This window comes from Rhodococcus sp. 1R11 (genome assembly GCF_004563845.1).
Taxonomy (GTDB): Bacteria; Actinomycetota; Actinomycetes; order Mycobacteriales; family Mycobacteriaceae; genus Rhodococcoides.
This window is the reverse complement of the sequence record NZ_SPNG01000005.1, coordinates 69241-86975: the sequence shown is the minus strand read 5'-3', so window position 1 is coordinate 86975 and position 17735 is coordinate 69241. Positions and strand designations below refer to the sequence as shown.

The following is a 17735-nucleotide window of genomic DNA, read 5'->3' as shown; positions in this document are numbered from 1 at the left end:
CGTCAGCGCTGTTAGAACTGCCATAGCCGGTTCAAGTAACCAAAGGAGCCTTGATGATGCGCGTCGACAAGCCCGATGTCCGCCCGTTCGAGTGGCGCGCAACCGACGCCGACCTGTTCGATCTGGGTGCACGGCTCGACGCGGCTCGCTTGCCCGAATCCGAGACCGTGGCCGGCGCGCGCAGATGGGAGCAGGGGGTACCGCTCACCGAGCTCACGGACGCGATCGAGTTCTGGCGCACCGAATACGACTGGCGATCGCTCGAGTCGAGGCTCGACCGAGTCGGGCAGTTCCGCACGACCATCGAGGGTGTGGGGATTCATTTCCTGCATCGTCGTTCACCGCGGACCGACGCAACTCCGTTAATCGTGACGCACGGCTGGCCGGGCAGCGTAGTCGAATTCCTCGACATCATCGACGGCCTGGCCGATCCGTCGGACCTCTCGGCACCTGCCTTCCATGTCGTGGTCCCGTCTCTTCCGGGCTTCGGGTTCAGCGATAAACCTGCGACGACAGGGTGGGGCACCGAGAAGATCGCGGCCGCGTGGGTCGAGCTGATGGGCCGTCTGGGCTACGACCGGTTCCTCGCCCACGGGGGTGATTGGGGAGGTGTCGTCACCACGATCCTGGGCGGCCGATTCCCCGAGCGGGTCATCGGAATCCACACGACCTATGCCGAAGCACCCCCCGGGTTGTCGACGGACGGACTGACGGCCGAGGAGCTCGGCTGGGTTCAGCACACCCGAGAGTTCGACCGTGATCGCATCGCCTACGCGACACTGCAGGCGACGCAGCCGCAGACGATCGGGTATTCACTCGTCGATTCCCCGGTCGGGCTGTTGGCCTGGGTTCTCGACAAGTTCGCGGAGTGGACGGACACCGAGGGCAGTCCGTTCGAGACGATCTCTCGCACGGCCTTTTTCGACAACGTCACCCTGTACTGGTTGACACGTAGCGGGGCGTCGTCGGCCCGCATCTACTACGAAAGCCACCACTCACTCGACCCGGACCTCCGCGTCGATGTCCCGACCGCGATCACCACATATCCCCGGGACATTGCGAAGTGCCCGCGGCCATGGGCCCAGGAGAGGTACCGGCGCATCGTTCGATGGCGGGCACCCGACGCCGGCGGTCACTTCCCTTCGCTCGAACGGCGCGACTACTTCGTCCGGGAAGTTCGCGCGGGTCTGTCGGCGGTCCTGAGGGCGGATGAGCGGAGTAACGAAACTTAAAGTCAGGCTGGACTGTTTGTTGTTTTGACGCTACTGTGCAAAGTGTGACTACCGACACAGAGCTCGGCGACGGCGCGCCTACCCCGCGCCGCACGCAGGCCGAACGCACCGCGGGGACCCGCGCGAAGTTGCTCGATGCAGCCATCGAGTGCCTCGTCGAGCTGGGTTTCGCGAAGACCAGCACGCAGGAGATCGCGCGTCGTGCCGGAGTATCCCGTGGAGCGCAGCTGCACCACTTCCCGACCAAGGAGACGTTGGTGACCGCTGCCGTCGAGCATCTCGTCGACCGCCGCCTGTCCGAAATCTTGGAAGCCGAGCCCGATCCGGAACGTGGACCCGAGATCCTTGTCGACGCGTTCTCGGGCCCGCTGTTCTATGCCGCGCTCGAGCTGTGGGTCGCGGCTCGTACCGATCCGGCTCTGCACGAGGCGATGGTTCCGCTCGAACGACGCGTCGCCGAGGCCATTCAGAGCGGCGCTCAGATCGTCATGGGTAGCCGCATGTCCACCGAGTCCATCGAGCTGAGCGTCGAGCTGGCACGCGGGCTCGCTGTATCGGCTTTGTTCCGTACCCCCGAAGCCGACGCGCAGCTGCGCGGACGGCTCCTCCCTGTCTGGTCCGAAAAGGTGATGGACTCGTGAATTCTGCACTGCCTCAACAACTCGACGTGCTCGTCGTCGGAGCCGGTTTTGCCGGCCTCGCCGCGGTGGCGAAGATCCTCGCCGCTGATCCGAGTGCCGACGTGACTGTCATCGAACGCGCATCCGAGGTGGGTGGCACATGGCGGGACAACACCTACCCCGGGTGTGCGTGCGATGTCCCGACGTCGCTGTACTCGTTCTCGTTCGCGCCGAGCCCGAAGTGGAGCCACACCTTCGCGCGCCAACCGGAGCTGTTCGACTACCTCCGTTCCGTGGTCGATCGTCTGAACCTGCGGGACCGCATCGTCACCGATTGCGAACTGCTGTCGGCCGATTGGAGTGACACCGACCAGCGGTGGACCGTGCAGACCTCGAAGGGTGCGGCGAGCGTCAGAGTTCTCGTGGCCGCGACCGGAGCACTGTCGACGCCGAAGATCCCGGACGTGCCGGGCATCGACACATTCCAGGGAACTGTGTTCCACTCGGCGACGTGGAACCACCAGCACGATCTCACCGGGGAGCGGGCCGCCGTGATCGGCACCGGAGCGTCGGCGGTGCAGTTCGTGCCCGAGATCGTCGACAAGGCCCAGCGGCTCACCGTCTTTCAACGCACACCGGCGTGGGTCATCCCACGTCTGGACCGCACCATCGGCCGGGTCGAGCGGACTCTGTACGAGAAGGTGCCCGCGGCTCACCGCGCGGTTCGCGGCATCATCTACGGGTACCGCGAGGCATACGTGACCGTCCTGGCCGACAACCCGTGGATGCTGCCCGCGGTGAAGGTGTTCGCCAAAGCGAACCTGAAGCGTCAGGTCAAGAACCCGACGAAGCGGGCGGCTCTGACCCCGGACTACGCACCCGGCTGCAAACGCCTTCTTCTGTCCAACGATTGGCTGCGGACGCTGGATCGACCGGACGTGGACCTGGTGACATCGGGCCTGACGTCGGTGACCGAGAACGGCGTCGTCGACGCGTCGGGCCGCAACTACGAGGTGGACACCATCATCTTCGCGACGGGGTTCACCCCCACCGAACCGCCGGTGTCGCATCTGTTGCGCGGCAGCGACGGTCGTACGCTCGCGGAGCGTTGGGGCGGTAGCCCGCAGGCGCACCTGGGTACCACCGTCGCCGGGTTCCCGAACCTGTTCCTGATGTACGGCCCCAACACCAATCTCGGGCACAGTTCTATCGTCTACATGCTCGAGTCGCAGGCCAACTACGTCGTCTCGGCGCTCAGCGAGATGCGGGACCATCGGGCAACCGCCGTCGAGGTGTCCGAATCCGCTCAGCAGCAGCACAACTCGTGGGTCGACTCGTCCCTCGACGGCACAGTCTGGAATGCCGGTGGCTGCTCGAGCTGGTACCTCGACGCCAACGGACGCAACTCGACGATGTGGCCCACGTACACGTTCCGGTTCCGCAACAAGACGCGAACGTTCGACACCTCGAATTACCGACTCGTCTCCGACACCCGTGAATCAGACAAGAAGGCGGTTTCCGCATGAGCGACTACGACGTACTGATCATCGGCTCCGGTTTCGGCGGCAGCGTCGCCGCGCTGCGAGCCGTCGAGAAGGGCTACCGGGTGGCGGTGCTGGAATCCGGCCGACGGTTCGCCGATCACGAATTGCCCAAGACCAGTTGGCGTTTGCGCAAGTACCTGTGGGCTCCGGCGCTCGGCTGCTACGGCGTCCAACGTATTCACCTGTTGCCCGACGTGCTGGTGATGGCGGGGGCAGGCGTCGGCGGAGGCTCGCTCAACTACGCCAACACGCTGTACCAGCCGCCGACGAAGTTCTTCGAGGACCCGCAGTGGGGTGCCATCACGGACTGGAAGCGTGAGCTGAATCCGTACTACGACCAGGCGCGTCGGATGCTCGGTGTCGAGACGAACCCGACGATCACTGCCTCGGACAAGGTCATGAAGGAGGTCGCCGAGGACATGGGCGTGGGCGACACGTTCACCTCGACTCCGGTGGGCGTCTACTTCGGTGACCGTGGCAAGACCGCACCCGACCCGTTCTTCGGTGGTGCAGGCCCCGAGCGGACCGGGTGCACCGAGTGTGGTTCGTGCATGACGGGGTGCCGCGTAGGGGCGAAGAACACCCTCGTCAAGAATTACCTCTACCTCGCCGAACATGCAGGCGCACACATCCTTCCGCTGACGACCGTCGTGGACGTCCGCTCGAACGGCAGCGGCTACGACGTCGTGACGCGCCGCACCGGCGGCAAGCTGCGCCGCAAGGAGAAGACGATCACCGCCGATCAGGTGGTCTTCTCGGCCGGCACCTACGGAACGCAGAAGCTCATGCTCGCCGCCAAGGAGAAGGGCTCGTTGCCGCGGCTGTCGAACAAGATCGGTTCGTTGGTACGTACCAACTCCGAGGCCGTGCTGGCCGCAACGGCGCGCGGACGCGAGGTCGACTACCACGAGGGAGTGGCGATCACCTCGTCGTTCCACCCGGACGATCACACGCACATCGAACCGGTGCGATACGGCAAGGGCAGCAACGCGATCGGGCTGCTTCAGACCGTTCTGAGCGACGGTGGCGGCAAGATGCCGCGGATTCTGAAGACGCTCGGTGTGGCGCTGCGTCACCCCGGCGCGGCGGCCCGCAGTCTGTCGGTCCATCGGTGGTCCGAACGCACCGTCATCGCTCTGGTGATGCAGACCGACGACAACTCCCTCGAACTCGGCTCCAAGAAGGGGCCGTTCGGGCGTCGACTGACGAGTCGGCCCGGGGCGGGCGATCCGCCGCCGCAGTGGATTCCGCAGGGGCACACGGCCATCAGGTTGCTCGCCGACAAGATCGGCGGCGATCCGGGCGGGTCGATCGCCGAGATCGTCAACATCCCGATGACCGCGCACTTCCTCGGCGGCTGCGCCATCGGTGATTCACCGAATACCGGCGTGATCGACGGCTATCAGCGGGTGTACGGGTACGAGGGCTTGCACGTGCTCGACGGTTCTGCCGTCAGCGCCAACCTCGGCGTCAATCCGTCTCTGACCATCACCGCGCAGGCCGAGCGGGCAATGGCGTTGTGGCCCAACAAGGGTGAGCCGGACCGCAGGCCTGCCGTCGGCTCGGGTTACGTCGAGGTGGCACCGGTGCAGCCGTCCAACCCGGTGGTGCCGGTGACTGCGCCGGGCGCGCTGCGCCTGCCGCTGACCGTCGTGGGGAGGGACTCCTGATGTGGAGCGTCGCCGAGTCGGAGACCGAGCGCACCGATTGGCCGGTCAGCCCCGCCGCGCCGTGGCCGGCGAACGTCCGGGCCACGATTTGGTGGCATCGCGCCCGGTCGTCGGATTTCGCTCCCGCCGGGGCGAAGACGTTGCCGATCACGATGTGCATGGTCGTCGATTACATGACGTCGCCCGTCGGTCCCTACCGCGAGATACTGGCGAGCCCGGTGTTGCGCCGGGACGTCGGGAAGATTCCGCGGATGTCGGTGCCGTTCATCGCCGTCGATTCCGCGATGTCGGTGCACGGCGGCAGGACCAACTGGCATCTGCCCAAGGTGCTGGCCGAGTTCGACGGCGACGTGCTGAACAAGGCCGGGGTCAGTGGAGGGGAGTGGTCGGTCCGGACCGACTCCCGTGGGTTCGGTCCGGCATTTCCGATGCGCGGTTCGATCGGGTTCGCGCAGCCCGTGCCCGGCGGATCGGCTGTGGGCGTCTCCAGCTTGAAGGGGAGAGCCAGGTTGGCCCGGGTGAGGGTGGATGCGTCAGGGCCGACGCTCGATCGCTGGATGCCGTCGGGCACGTATTTCGGGTTGCAGATCGTGTCGGGTTCGATGCGGACGGGCGAGGCGCGGCTGGTGCCCTGACGGCGATCCGTTTCTTGACTTAGTACAGATTAGTGGCATGCTGGTGGTCGAGCTCAGGGTTTATGTCGCGTGAGTACGGGCATCCCCGATGAGGAACCGGCCGCGCCCTCGGCCGCACAGTTTTCGTCCGGGACAGCCCTCGGACGCGATACAGCCACCAGGAGGCTTCGTATGACCAAGCCGACCATCAGCAAGCCCACCACCAGCAATTCGGGAATCCCCGTGGCCAGCGACGACCAGTCGCTCACCGCCGGTGCGCAGGGCCCGATCCTGCTACACGATCACTACCTGATCGAGAAGATGGCGCAGTTCAACCGCGAGCGGGTCCCGGAGCGCGTCGTGCATGCCAAGGGCGCGGGCGCGTTCGGCGAGCTCGAGATCACCGGTGACATCAGCAAGTACACGAAGGCGAAGGCGCTGCAGCCCGGCGCCAAGACCGAGATGCTGGCACGGTTCTCCACTGTCGCCGGCGAGCAGGGTAGCCCCGACACCTGGCGCGATCCGCGCGGCTTCTCGCTGAAGTTCTACACCGAGGAAGGCAACTGGGACCTCGTCGGCAACAACACGCCGATCTTCTTCGTCAAGGATCCGATCAAGTTCCAGGACTTCATCCGCAGCCAGAAGCGCATGCCCGACTCCGGTCTCCGCGACAACAACATGCAGTGGGACTTCTGGACCCTCTCGCCCGAGTCGGCGCATCAGGTCACGTGGCTCATGGGTGACCGCGGCATCCCGAAGTCGTTCCGCCACATGGACGGCTTCGGTTCGCACACGTACCAGCTCATCGCCGAGGACGGCACCAAGACCTGGGTCAAATTCCACTTCAAGACCGATCAGGGCATCGACTTCCTGACGCAGGACAAGGCCGACGAGGTGGCGGGCACGTCACCCGACCATCACCGTCAGGATCTGTTCGGGTCCATCAAGAACGGCGACTTCCCCAGTTGGACCCTGAAGGTCCAGCTCATGCCGTACGACGAGGCCGAGAACTACAAGTACAACCCGTTCGACCTCACCAAGGTCTGGTCGCAGAAGGACTACCCGCTCATCGAGGTCGGCAAGATGACCTTGAACCGCAACCCGGAGAACTTCTTCGCGCAGATCGAGCAGAGCTCGTTCGAGCCGTCCAACACCGTGCCCGGCATCGGCTTCAGCCCCGACAAGATGCTGCTCGGCCGTGTGTTCTCCTACGCGGACGCACACCGGTACCGCATCGGAGCGAACTACGCGCAGCTGCCGGTCAACGCCCCGAAGTCCGAGGTCAACTCGTACTCCAAGGACGGCAACATGCGGTACTCGTTCAACTCTCCGGAGACGCCCGTCTACGCGCCGAACTCCTTCGGCGGCCCGTCGGCGGACACGAACAAGTACGGCGACGACGGAGCGTGGGACTTCGAACCTCGCTTCGTACGTACCGGCTACATCGAGCACCCCGAGGACGGCGACTTCGTGCAAGCGGGAGCCCTGGTCCGCGAGGTCATGGACGATGCGCAGCGCGAGCGTCTGGTCGGAAACATCGTCGGACACGTCCTCAACGGCGTCAGCGAGCCGGTGCTGAGCCGAGTGTTCGAGTACTGGACCAATGTCGACCCCGAGCTCGGCAAGAAGGTCGAGGAAGGTGTTCGGTCGCAGCAGAACGAGACCGCTCCGACCACCGGTGCCGGCGCGATCGACGATCCTGCCGACGAGGCCGCCAAGGTCTGACTCGGTCGTTCCTGGGATCGGCGTCACAACGACGCCGATTCCGGAACAACCGACGGGGTGCCACCGTTGTGCAATACAGACGGAAGCACAATAATGGCGTGCGATGCACACCGTCGTACAACGGCAGGGAGGCCACATCATGACGAACCCCATCACCAGCACCCTCGACGCAGGTCAGCAGAAGATCGCGGGCGACGCTCTGCAGGGCACCGTCGTCGACTTGATCGATCTCTCGCTCATCGCGAAGCAGGCGCACTGGAACGTGATCGGCAAGAACTTCCGGTCCGTGCACCTCGAGCTAGACGAATTGGTCACTGCTGCACGTGAATTCACCGATCAGGCGGCCGAGCGTGCCACCGCGATCGGTGTCAGCCCGGACGGTCGGGCAGCCACCGTCTCCTCGACGGCAGGAACCAAGGGATTCGGAGCCGGGTGGACGCAGGACAGTGAAGTGGTGCCGGCCATCGTCGACAATATCGCTGCCGTCGTCGACCGGCTGCGTGGACGCGTCGCCGATACTGCGGACGCAGACCCGGTGACGCAGGACCTGCTCATCGCCATCACTGCTCGGCTCGAGCAGTTGCACTGGATGTGGCAGGCGCAGGCCAGCTGAAACCTGAGTTCGACTCGGGCCCCTCACCGGTGGTGAGGGGCCCGTTTTGTTTGCGTGCACAGCCCATGGGTATTCGGATGCCCATGTCTGAAAGTGTTCCGAAGGTCGACGCGGTGTTGTTCGATATCGACGGCACACTCGTCGATTCCAATTACGTCCATGTCGACGCGTGGTCCCGTGCATTCCGCGACGCCGGTCACGAAGTGTCGTCGTGGCGCATACATCGCAGCATCGGTATGGATGGGTCGAAGTTGTTGGAGGCGTTGGTCGGTTCGTCCGACAGTGCGCTCGCGCAGGAAGCGAAGACCCTGCACGGGGAGTACTACGCGGCGGCCTCGAAGACCTTGGAAATCCTGCCGGGCGCGCGGGAGCTTTTGGCAGACCTGAGTATTCGCGAGGTCACCGTAGTGCTTGCGACGTCCGCGCCGGAGTCCGAGCTGTCGACGTTGCGTGACCTGCTCGAGGTCGAGGATTCGGTAGCGGTGGTGACATCCGGCGAGGACGCCGAGGTGGCGAAGCCGGAGCCCGACATCATCGCTGTTGCGCTCGAGCGCGCCGGCGTCCGGGCCGAACACGCGATCATGGTGGGAGACAGCGTGTGGGACATCGAATCCGCGGGCCGAGCAGGAGTGCGGGCCCTCGGTGTGCTCAGTGGCGGGATCTCGCGCGCAGAGCTGCTCGACGCGGGTGCGGTGGCCGTGTTCGACGATCCGGCCGATCTGCTGGAACGCCTCGCCGAGAGCCCGATCCTCGCCGACAAGGCAAGTGCTTGAGCAATTTCCGAAAGCCTTGTCCGAGGGTCGACGGGTACGTACCGATCGAAAGTTACGGTGCGATCGGTGACGGCCGAACCGTGGCCATGATCGCCGACGACGGCCGCATCGATTGGTTTCCGGTGCCCAATCTCGATTCACCACCGCCGTTCGCGTCGCTGCTCGATGCCCCACACGGTGGTTACATCGAACTCTCGCCCAAAGACGAGTTCACGGTCGAGCGTGAATTCGTGCCTGGCACAAATGTTCTCAGCACTACGTTTCGCACCGACGCCGGGACCGTTCGGATCACCGACTCCCTGAACACCGGTGTAGCCGGGCGGTTGCCGTGGGAGCTGGCGCGGCGCGTCGACGGACTCGACGGATCGGTGGAGATGGCGTGGTCGGTTGCACCGGGCACCATGCTCGGCATCGCGTCTCCATGGGCGTACGACACCGAGCACGGAACCGTTCTGCGTGTCGACGGATTGACCTTGGCAGTAAGAACATTGGGTATCGAGGACGTGCAACTTGCGGACCGTGACATCAGCGGCGTTTTCACCACTCACTCGGGTTCGCGGCACGTCATCGGCGTGGTCGGAACCGAGAACGAACCACTGCCGCTCCCGGATCCTCAGCACCTGGACGAGGGCATCGACCGGACCATCGACAATTGGCGCGTCTGGTCGGACGAGTTCTCGTACGAGGGCCCGTGGGCGGAGCATGTCGCTCGCAGCGCATTGGCGTTGAAATTACTGCTGCACAGCCCATCCGGAGCTATCGCTGCCGCAGCGACCACGTCACTGCCCGAGAATCGCACGGGCGGAAAGAACTGGGACTACCGCTATGCCTGGGTTCGCGACGCCGCGTACACCATTCGGGCGCTGCAACGGTTCGGTCTGCGCGAGGAAATTCACGCCGCCGTTGCGTGGCTGCTGAAAGTCATTCGAGGCAACGATCCGTTGGTCAACGTGTTCTACACTCTCGGCGGCGAATTGCCAGGTGGGACGGAGCAGCCCGACGTACCCGGCTGGCGCGGCATCGGACCGGTGGTCAACGGTAACGCCGCGGCGGACCAACTCCAGCTGATGATCTTCGGAGACCTGTTCTCGATCATTCGGCAGTACGTGGACGCAGGCAACATCCTCGACGCGCAGACCGGTCGGCTGCTCGCGACTATCGCGGACGAGGCCTGCGACTCATGGCAGCGCAAGGACGCCGGTATCTGGGAGCTCGAGGTGGAGCAGCACTACACGAGCTCCAAGCTGGGGTGCTGGCAGGCGCTGGACTGCGCAGTGCACCTGGCCGAAGCCGGCGAGATCCCGGGCATACCGGATCGGTGGAAGGCCGAGAAGGAGTGCATACGGCGGTACATCGAAACCGAGTGCTGGTCCGAGGAGCGGCAGACCTACCTCGCGTACCCGGGTGCCGACGGGCTCGATGCGTCGGTGCTGTTGGCAGCAGAGATGAATTTCGATCGCGGAGAACGCCTTTCGGCCACTATCGACGCGCTCGGTGAGGAGCTCGGTGCCGGGCCGTTGATGTACCGCTACAGCGGAGTGTCCGAGGAAGAGGTCACGTTCGTGGCCTGCGCGTTCTGGCGAGTATCGGCGCTGTCGTGCGTCGGCCGAGACGACGAGGCCACGGCCCTGATGGATCAGCTGGTGGAAATGTCCAACGACGTCGGACTGTACAGCGAAATGATCGATGCTTCGGATGGGTCGTTTCTGGGTAACTTCCCGCAGGGCTTGAGCCACCTGGCCCTGGTGAATGCAGCGCTGACCATCGCGCGCTCGCACGACGCCACTGCCTGACAACCGACCTCTAGCGCAAAGTGGGATCGAATGGATTTGGGAATCGACGGTAGAGCCGCACTGGTGACCGGAGCCGACTCCGGCATCGGGTGGCACACTGCGGAGCTGCTGCTGGCCGAGGGCGTCCGTGTGGTCGTCAGCGACAAGGACCAGAGTTCGCTCGACGAGGCCGCCGCGAAACTCGGTGCAGCGGAAGGGCAACTGTTCGCGTTCGCCGCAGACGTGACCGACACCGAGGCCGTCGAGAACCTGGCAGTGCGCACGCAGCAGGCAGTGGGCGACATCGACATTCTGGTGCAATCCTCGGGCGTCACCGGCGCTCAGGGGCTGTTCCACGAGATCGACGAGGAAGGGTGGCGCTCGACCCTCGACATCGACCTGATGGGCCCGGTCCGTCTACTGCGCGCGTTCCTCCCCGCCCTCCGGCGCGGTGGATGGGGGCGCATCGTGCTGTTGACGTCCGAGGACGCCGTGCAGCCGTACGACGACGAATTGCCGTACTGCTCGGCCAAAGCCGGTGTTCTGGCTCTGGCCAAGGGGCTTTCGCGCAGCTACGCGTCGGAGGGCCTGTTGGTCAACGCGGTCTCCCCGGCATTCATCCACACCCCGATGACCGACGCGATGATGGACAAGCGAGCCGAGGAGAAGGGCACCGACAGAGACGGTGCCATCGAGAGTTTCCTCGACGAGGAGCGTCCGTACATGGAACTGGGACGCCGCGGCGAACCCGAGGAAGTGGCCTCGGTGATCACGTTCCTGTGCTCGGACCGCGCGTCCTTCGTCAACGGATCCAACTACCGAGTCGACGCCGGTTCCGTCGCAACAATTTAGGAGAACAGCATGACCAATTTCGGATACACGTTGATGACCGAGCAGAGCGGTCCCAAAGAGCTGGTGAAGTACGCCGTCGGAGCCGAGAAAGTCGGCTTCGACTTCGAGGTCAGCAGTGACCACTACTCGCCGTGGCTCTCGTCCATGGGCCACTCTCCCTACGCGTGGACGACGCTGGGTGCGGTCGCGCAGGCCACCGAGCGCGTCGAGCTGATGACGTACGTGACGTGCCCGATCATCCGGTACCACCCGGCCGTCGTCGCCCAGAAGGCCGCGACGTTGCAGATCCTGGCCGACGGACGTTTCACCCTCGGCCTGGGCAGCGGCGAGAACCTCAACGAGCACGTCGTCGGTGAGGGCTGGCCCTCCATCGACAAGCGTCAGGATATGTTCGTCGAGGCACTCGAGATCATCCGCGCGCTGCACGCCGGTGGCCTGGTCACCTACGAGGGCAAGCACTTTCGCGTCGACTCGGCTCGGATCTGGGACCTGCCCGAGGGCGGGGTCCCGATCGGCATCGCCGCCGGCGGCGAGAAGGCCGTGGCGCGGTTCGCCGAGTACGGCGATCATCTCATCGCCACCGAGCCGGACGCCGATCTCGTCAAGGCGTGGTCGGACAACCACGAAGGGCCGGCGCGCTCCATCGGTCAGATCCCCATTTCGTGGGACCCGGACAAGGATGCCGCCATCGATCGCGCACACGACCGATTCCGCTGGTTCGCCGGTGGCTGGGCCGTCAACGCAGACCTGCCGACGACCGCCGGGTTCGCGGGAGCCACCAAGTTCGTACGGAAAGAGGATGTGGCCGATACGATCCCGTGCGGACCGGACCTGGACGCCATCGTCGAGGCCGTGAAGCCGTACTGGGAGGCCGGTTACACCGACATCGCCCTGGTTCAGGTGGGCGACGAAACTCAGGAGCGCTTCCTGGCCGAGGCGGCCGGCCCACTGTTGGAGAAGCTGCGCGCTGCGTCCAGCTGAGCACACGACGAGACCCCGATCGAGACCATCGATCGGGGTCTTGTCGTTGTGCGGCAGTGCTACCGAGCCAAGCGCGGCAGGTTCTTCGAGATGCTCGACGTCAGTGCCTTGCCGACGATCGCGGCGAGACCGGGGATCGGGGCGTCGAATCCAATTGTGTAGTCGAGTTCGGTACCGCCGTCAGTGGTGGGGGTCAGCTTCTGCACACCCCAATGACCGCGCAGCGGGCCACCTTTGGTGATGCGGTACTCGATGAGGGTGCTCGGCTCGGAGACGGTTGTGGTCTCCTCGAACGCTGGCAGTGGCCCCAGCTTCAGACTACGGACCGATCCGACGCCGTTGCGTGAGGTGTCTCCGTCGCGCACCCGGCGGATCTTGGCCAAGAACAACGGGCCGAGGTTCTCATGTTCGGACAGCGCCGCGAAGACGACGTCGGGAGACGAAGCGAACCGATGGGTGACATGAACGCGGGTGGGGGTCGGCATGGGGCGTGAGATCCGTTCGCTGGTTCCGAGCAAGGACGACTCACAGTACGCCGACCCGACAACGAAAAAGGACCCGCTCAAGTGAATCGAGCGGGTCCTGATCATCATCCAACTGTCGGGGTGGCGGGATTCGAACCCACGACCTCTTCGTCCCGAACGAAGCGCGCTACCAAGCTGCGCCACACCCCGTGTACCGCTGGAGAAGTCTAACTCACGACTGCCTCAGAACGCGAAACGCCCTCGTCGGAGACGTCCTTCGGGCCCTTTCTGGGAGCAGGAGTGAGCGTGATCAGGGTTGCTTCGGGGCGGCAGCAGAAGCGGGCAGGCGCGTACGGCGACGTCCCGAGACCGGCCGACACGTGGAGCTGAGTGTGCGCGCCCCACTTGGACGGACCCTTGACCCGGGAGCGGTCGATCTCGCAGTTCGTCACCAGCGCACCGTAGAACGGCAAGCACAGCTGGCCGCCGTGGGTGTGCCCGGCGAGGACGAGGTCGTAACCGTCCTGCGCGAACTTGTCCAACACCCGTGGCTCCGGGGAGTGGGTGATGCCGAGGCGCAAATCTGCCAACGGGTTCGGCTGGCCGGCGATGGTGTCGTAGCGATCGCGCTTCAGGTGCGGATCGTCGACGCCCGCCGATGCGATCCGGACTCCGGCGACCTCGAGTTCGCGGCGGACATGCGTCACGTCGAGCCAGCCGCGTTCGGAGAACGCAGCCCGCAGGTCACGCCACGGCAGGGAGTCGCCCGTAGTGCGCTTGTGGTTCTTGTCGAAGTACTTGAAGGGGTTCTTCGGCTTGGGCGCGAAGTAGTCGTTGCTGCCGAACACGAACAGTCCGGGACGCGACAGCAGCGGCCCGAGGGCCTGGACGACGCTGGGAACGGCGCGTTGGTGAGACAGATTGTCGCCGGTGTTGACCACGAGGTCGGGCTCGAGGCGGTCCAGTTCGCGGAGCCAGTTCTGCTTCATCCGCTGGCCCGGCATCATGTGCAGGTCGCTGATGTGCAGCACTCGCAGCGTTGCGGAGCCGGGCTCGAGCACCGCCATCGACGTCTCACGGAGCGTGAACGCGTTGCGCTCGACGAGGGTGGCGTAGCCGATGCCCAAGGCCGCAGCACCCGCCGTCCCGATCACCGAGCTCTTGAGCGGTGCCGCTCTGACGACGTCGCGCGTGTGCTCGGCAACCGACCGCAGCTGCGTGGAAGCGCTGCGCAGTTGTGAGGAGGCGTTGCGCAGTTGCGCCGAGGTTGGCAGTAACGAGGGACTCAAGTGAACGGCCACCCAGTCCACGATACGGCAGCAAGCCGATATGGACGCGCGAGCCGACGGCTGGGCCGCGTAGCGTTTCTGCCATGTCCGAACTCAAGGCCCGTATCCGAACCGACCTGACCACAGCGATGAAAGCGAAGGACAAGCTCCGGCTGGCAACGCTGCGCATGATCCTCGCCGCCATTCAGACCGAGGAGGTCTCCGGCAAGGAGGCCCACGAACTGACCGACGACGACGTCCTGAAGGTGCTGGCGAAGGAATCGAAGAAGCGCGGCGAATCGGCCGAGATCTACACGCAGAACGGCCGTGGTGAACTTGCCGCCAACGAGCACGCCGAGGCGCAGATCATCAACGAGTACCTGCCCACCCCGCTGACGGACGAGGAACTGGCCACCATCGTCGACACCGCCATCGCCCAGGTTGCCGAGGAATTGGGTGAGCGACCGGCCATGAAGCAGATGGGTCAGGTCATGAAGATCGCGACGGGACTCGCCGCCGGTAAGGCCGATGGATCCCGACTGTCGAAGGCCGTCAAAGACCGTTTGTGACCACCCATGTGAGTGGAACCTCGTAGTCCACTACGAAGTTCCACTCACATGCGGCGAAGCCGCTCAGCGAGGAGCGGTGAGCCCCGGGATTGCCGGTATCTGGATACCCGGCGGCAGGTCCGGTATCTGGATACCCGGCGGCAGGGCAGGGGCCGGAGCCGGTGCCGGGCGAACCGATCCGTCACTGACATAGATCGTGATGTTCGATCCTGGAACCGCGCTGCCCGACGGTGACGTCGACACCACGGTCCCGCGCGCAGCCTGATCGGCCGTCGTCACCGCTGTCACCTGGAAGCCCGCACCCTGCAGCGTGGACGTCGCGGACGACTGGCTCTGGCCGGTGACGTCGGGTACCTGTCCGTTGGCCGAGCCGCGGACGTACTTCTGATCGACCGGTGGAAGTTGGACGGGCCCGTAGTTGGTGGCGATCGGGCTCATCGCGTCGAACCAGGTTCTCGCGGGTTCGTTACCGCCGTACAGGTTTCCCGAACCACAGGGCCGAAGCGGGAACGAGCAGATCTCGCTGGGCGTCGGTGAGTCGCCGTAGGTGTACACGGCGGCGGCGTAATTGTTGGTGAACCCGAGGAAGCCCGAGGATCGGTTCGACTCCGTGGTGCCGGTCTTGCCGGACATCGGCAGGTTCCAGCCGGCCGAGGCAGCTGCAGATGCGGACGTGCCACCGGCCTGGTCGTCCTTGCTCATAGCGTTGGCCAGGGTATTCGCCAGACCGGGTTCGACGACCTGCTCGCAGGCCTGGTGAGCGACGGGAACCGGCTTGCCGTCGCGGTCGAAGATCGAGTCGATCGGGGTGGGTGGGCACCATTTGCCACCGGAAGCCAAGGTCGCGGCCACGTTGGACAGCTCCAGCGGGTTCACCCAGGTGGGTCCGAGGGTGAACGAGCCGAGGTTCTGACTCTTCTGGAAATCGGCCATCGACTGCTCGGCACCCGAGGAACCCGGGTCGGTGTACGAGCGCAGGCCGAGACGGACGGCCATGTCGACCGTCGGCGTGACGCCGACGGACTCGATCAGCTTGACGAAAGCAGTGTTGGGGGACTGAGCCAACGCGTCGGTGATCGACAGCGCGGGTGGGTAGTTGCCCGCGTTCTCCACGCAGTAGGTGGAGGCCGGGCAATTACGAGCACCACCGTCGCCGACGCCCTTCACCTCCACGCGCTTGGGGACCTGCAGCGTTGCGCTGGTGCCCAAGCCGCGTTCCATGGCGGCGGCTGTGGTGAAGATCTTGAAAATGGAGCCGGCTCCGTTGCCCACGAGGGAGTGCGGTTGCGGCTGCACGGTCTCGTCGGCGTCGGCGTTGAGGCCGTAGGTGCGGCTGCTGCCCATCGCCAGGACGCGGTGCTGGTCCTGGCCCGGGGCGACGACGTTCATCACCGTCGCCACGCCGTCGAGCGTGGGACTGGTGTTGCTGACCAGGGCGGCCTTGGTGGAGTTCTGCACTGCAGGGTCGAGTGTCGTGCGGATGAGGTACCCGCCCTTGTCGATCTGCTCCTGGCTGATTCCGGCCTGTGCGAGGTACTGCAACGCGTAGTCGCAGAAGAATCCTCGGTCTCCTGCCGCGATGCAGCCGCGGGGCAGGGTCTGGGGGACGGGCAGCACGCCGAGGGGCTCGGCTTTGAGTGCGGTGAGCTCGGCCGCGCGCTCGGGGAGGTTCTGGATCATCGTGTCGAGCACGGTGTTCCTGCGCTCGATCACGCCCTCTTCGTTGGTGTACGGGTTGAGGGCCGAGCTGGACTGGACCATGCCGGCGAGCATCGCGGCCTGGACGGCGCTGAGCTGGCTGGCATCGATGCCGAAGTACGTCTGAGCTGCGTCCTGGATGCCGAAGGAGGCGTTACCGAACGGCACCAGGTTGAGGTAGCGGGTGAGGATCTCGTCCTTGGTCAGTTCCTTGTCGAGCGTCAACGCCATCCGGATCTCACGGATCTTGCGGGCGGGCGTGGTCTCGATGGCGGCACGTCGCTCGGCGTCGGTCTTCGCGACGACCAACAGCTGGTAGTTCTTCACGTACTGCTGGTCGATGGTCGATGCACCCTGCTGGACCTGGCCGCTGGTGGTGTTGGTCAGGAACGCGCGCAACGTGCCCTGCCAGTCGACGCCCTGGTGCTCCGCGAAGCGCCGGTCCTCGATGGAGACGATGGCCAGCTTCATCTCGTTGGAGATCTTGTCGCTCGGCACCTCGAAGCGGCGCTGTTCGTACAGCCACGCGATCGGGGTGCCGTTGACGTCGGTCATCGTCGAAACTGCAGGTACGTCCCCCTCGACCAACTCGGCCGAGACGTTGTCGACGGTATCGGCGGCGCGGTTGGACGCGAACCCGAACCCGCCGGCCAAGGGGAACATCACGCCGGCGAGCAATGCACCGGCGAGTGCTGAACATCCGGCGAGCTTCGCCACGGTTTTTCCAACTGACACAGAGCACAGCGTACGTGTGCCTCGTTCGGATCGGCAGTGCCGTGCATGCATTGTGCGCTGCGCCCCTGCTCGGGACGCCCGTACCAGAAATGTGACCTCACCGTCTTGCATTCGGGGCCGGGTTTACCTAAATTATGAGCACAGTGTGATTCGCATAACACTTGATAATGAATGTGGGGCAGCTCCTAGAATTTGTGCTTCGACACCGAGGTACAAACTGCTCGGAGCCTCCAGGACGCCCAGTGAGGGCGACCGAGACGCAAAGGGGATCCGCCATGCACACGACAACCGCGCCGACGCGACTCGATGTAGAGGAAGCAGAAGCACGTATCGCTTGGGTGTCACACGCTCGGTGCAAGGGCACGGATCCGGACCAGCTGTTCGTCCGGGGCGCAGCGCAGCGCAAGGCCGCGACCATCTGCCGGCACTGCCCGGTTCTGATGCAGTGCGGTGCGGACGCCCTCGACAACCGCGTCGAGTTCGGCGTGTGGGGTGGCATGACCGAGCGGCAGCGCAGGGCACTGCTCAAGCAGCACCCCGAGGTCGACTCCTGGTCCGAATTCTTCGAGACGCAGCGTCAGCAGCAGGCGGCGATCTGACCGCCT

At 65.1% G+C, this 17735-nt stretch carries 16 protein-coding genes and 1 tRNA gene; 13 read left to right on the top strand and 4 right to left on the bottom strand.

The genetic code is table 11. The features are described from left to right. Positions 1-56: 56 nt before the first annotated feature. The 11 genes from E4P29_RS10430 (at position 57) to E4P29_RS10380 (ending at position 12396) form a co-directional block, all read left to right on the top strand. The gene (locus tag E4P29_RS10430; RefSeq protein WP_135044904.1) at positions 57-1232 is read left to right on the top strand and encodes an epoxide hydrolase; all 1176 of its coding nucleotides are present in this window, start codon (positions 57-59) and stop codon (positions 1230-1232) included. Positions 1233-1276: 44 nt separating this feature from the next. Further along, positions 1277-1873 (top strand): TetR/AcrR family transcriptional regulator, encoded by a 597-nt coding sequence (locus E4P29_RS10425; RefSeq protein WP_135044418.1) that lies wholly within the window; start codon positions 1277-1279, stop codon positions 1871-1873. Next, on the top strand, positions 1870-3378 hold the full coding sequence (locus E4P29_RS10420; protein ID WP_245154256.1) for an NAD(P)/FAD-dependent oxidoreductase: 1509 nt from the start codon (positions 1870-1872) through the stop codon (positions 3376-3378). Before E4P29_RS10425 ends, E4P29_RS10420 begins: the two co-directional genes overlap by 4 nt. Continuing rightward, positions 3375-5066: a GMC family oxidoreductase gene (locus tag E4P29_RS10415; protein ID WP_135044416.1), complete on the top strand. Its 1692-nt coding sequence runs from the start codon at positions 3375-3377 to the stop codon at positions 5064-5066. The genes E4P29_RS10420 and E4P29_RS10415 overlap by 4 nt, the downstream gene beginning before the upstream one ends. Continuing rightward, positions 5066-5701: a hypothetical protein gene (locus tag E4P29_RS10410; protein WP_135044414.1), complete on the top strand. Its 636-nt coding sequence runs from the start codon at positions 5066-5068 to the stop codon at positions 5699-5701. Before E4P29_RS10415 ends, E4P29_RS10410 begins: the two co-directional genes overlap by 1 nt. A gap of 186 nt (positions 5702-5887) precedes the next feature. Further along, a complete protein-coding gene (locus E4P29_RS10405) occupies positions 5888-7405 on the top strand; it encodes a catalase (protein ID WP_135044899.1) in 1518 nt (505 codons plus the stop codon). Positions 7406-7544: 139 nt separating this feature from the next. After that, positions 7545-8018 (top strand): DNA starvation/stationary phase protection protein, encoded by a 474-nt coding sequence (locus E4P29_RS10400; RefSeq protein ID WP_135044412.1) that lies wholly within the window; start codon positions 7545-7547, stop codon positions 8016-8018. Positions 8019-8101: 83 nt separating this feature from the next. Then, entirely contained in the window at positions 8102-8791 is a 690-nt protein-coding gene (locus E4P29_RS10395; protein WP_135044410.1) for an HAD family hydrolase, read from the top strand. Then, positions 8788-10584: a glycoside hydrolase family 15 protein gene (locus tag E4P29_RS10390; protein WP_135044408.1), complete on the top strand. Its 1797-nt coding sequence runs from the start codon at positions 8788-8790 to the stop codon at positions 10582-10584. Before E4P29_RS10395 ends, E4P29_RS10390 begins: the two co-directional genes overlap by 4 nt. Positions 10585-10614: 30 nt before the next feature. After that, on the top strand, positions 10615-11415 hold the full coding sequence (locus E4P29_RS10385) for an SDR family oxidoreductase (protein WP_135044406.1): 801 nt from the start codon (positions 10615-10617) through the stop codon (positions 11413-11415). 9 nt (positions 11416-11424) lie between these two features. Beyond that, positions 11425-12396: an LLM class F420-dependent oxidoreductase gene (locus tag E4P29_RS10380; RefSeq protein WP_027494506.1), complete on the top strand. Its 972-nt coding sequence runs from the start codon at positions 11425-11427 to the stop codon at positions 12394-12396. A 59-nt stretch (positions 12397-12455) separates the two neighbouring features. Here E4P29_RS10380 and E4P29_RS10375 read toward each other — a convergent pair whose 3' ends face one another. The 3 genes from E4P29_RS10375 to E4P29_RS10365 all read right to left on the bottom strand — a co-directional run bounded on the left by E4P29_RS10375 (position 12456) and on the right by E4P29_RS10365 (position 14014). Continuing rightward, complete coding sequence (locus tag E4P29_RS10375) at positions 12456-12881, bottom strand: SRPBCC family protein (protein ID WP_167735438.1); 426 nt, start codon at positions 12879-12881, stop codon at positions 12456-12458. 115 nt (positions 12882-12996) lie between these two features. Further along, positions 12997-13070 (bottom strand) — tRNA-Pro (locus E4P29_RS10370). 17 nt (positions 13071-13087) lie between these two features. Continuing rightward, complete coding sequence (locus tag E4P29_RS10365; protein WP_245154278.1) at positions 13088-14014, bottom strand: metallophosphoesterase; 927 nt, start codon at positions 14012-14014, stop codon at positions 13088-13090. Between the two features lie 218 nt (positions 14015-14232). Between E4P29_RS10365 and E4P29_RS10360 the strand changes: the two genes are divergently transcribed. Further along, positions 14233-14697, top strand: a complete 465-nt coding sequence (locus E4P29_RS10360; protein ID WP_135044402.1) for a GatB/YqeY domain-containing protein — start codon at positions 14233-14235, stop codon at positions 14695-14697. Positions 14698-14760: 63 nt separating this feature from the next. Here E4P29_RS10360 and E4P29_RS10355 read toward each other — a convergent pair whose 3' ends face one another. Further along, positions 14761-17112, bottom strand: coding sequence for a penicillin-binding protein (locus E4P29_RS10355; RefSeq protein ID WP_135044895.1), 2352 nt, complete (start codon positions 17110-17112; stop codon positions 14761-14763). Positions 17113-17405: 293 nt separating this feature from the next. On the opposite strand from E4P29_RS10355, the gene E4P29_RS10350 reads away from it, so the two are divergent. After that, positions 17406-17729 carry a WhiB family transcriptional regulator gene (locus E4P29_RS10350; protein ID WP_008712729.1) on the top strand — a complete coding sequence of 108 codons (324 nt, stop codon included), beginning with the start codon at positions 17406-17408 and terminating at the stop codon, positions 17727-17729. Positions 17730-17735 lie beyond the last annotated feature (6 nt).

Excerpts from the sequence above, each read along its gene's own strand:
- E4P29_RS10360 (WP_135044402.1), top strand. The coding sequence starts at position 14,233 with ATGTCCGAACTCAAGGCCCGTATCCGAACCGACCTGACCACAGCGATG.
- E4P29_RS10430 (WP_135044904.1), top strand. The coding sequence starts at position 57 with ATGCGCGTCGACAAGCCCGATGTCCGCCCGTTCGAGTGGCGCGCAACC.
- E4P29_RS10385 (WP_135044406.1), top strand. The coding sequence starts at position 10,615 with ATGGATTTGGGAATCGACGGTAGAGCCGCACTGGTGACCGGAGCCGAC.
- E4P29_RS10400 (WP_135044412.1), top strand. The coding sequence starts at position 7,545 with ATGACGAACCCCATCACCAGCACCCTCGACGCAGGTCAGCAGAAGATC.
- E4P29_RS10375 (WP_167735438.1), bottom strand. The coding sequence starts at position 12,881 with ATGCCGACCCCCACCCGCGTTCATGTCACCCATCGGTTCGCTTCGTCT.
- E4P29_RS10410 (WP_135044414.1), top strand. The coding sequence starts at position 5,066 with ATGTGGAGCGTCGCCGAGTCGGAGACCGAGCGCACCGATTGGCCGGTC.
- E4P29_RS10395 (WP_135044410.1), top strand. The coding sequence starts at position 8,102 with ATGTCTGAAAGTGTTCCGAAGGTCGACGCGGTGTTGTTCGATATCGAC.
- E4P29_RS10415 (WP_135044416.1), top strand. The coding sequence starts at position 3,375 with ATGAGCGACTACGACGTACTGATCATCGGCTCCGGTTTCGGCGGCAGC.
- E4P29_RS10380 (WP_027494506.1), top strand. The coding sequence starts at position 11,425 with ATGACCAATTTCGGATACACGTTGATGACCGAGCAGAGCGGTCCCAAA.
- E4P29_RS10350 (WP_008712729.1), top strand. The coding sequence starts at position 17,406 with ATGCACACGACAACCGCGCCGACGCGACTCGATGTAGAGGAAGCAGAA.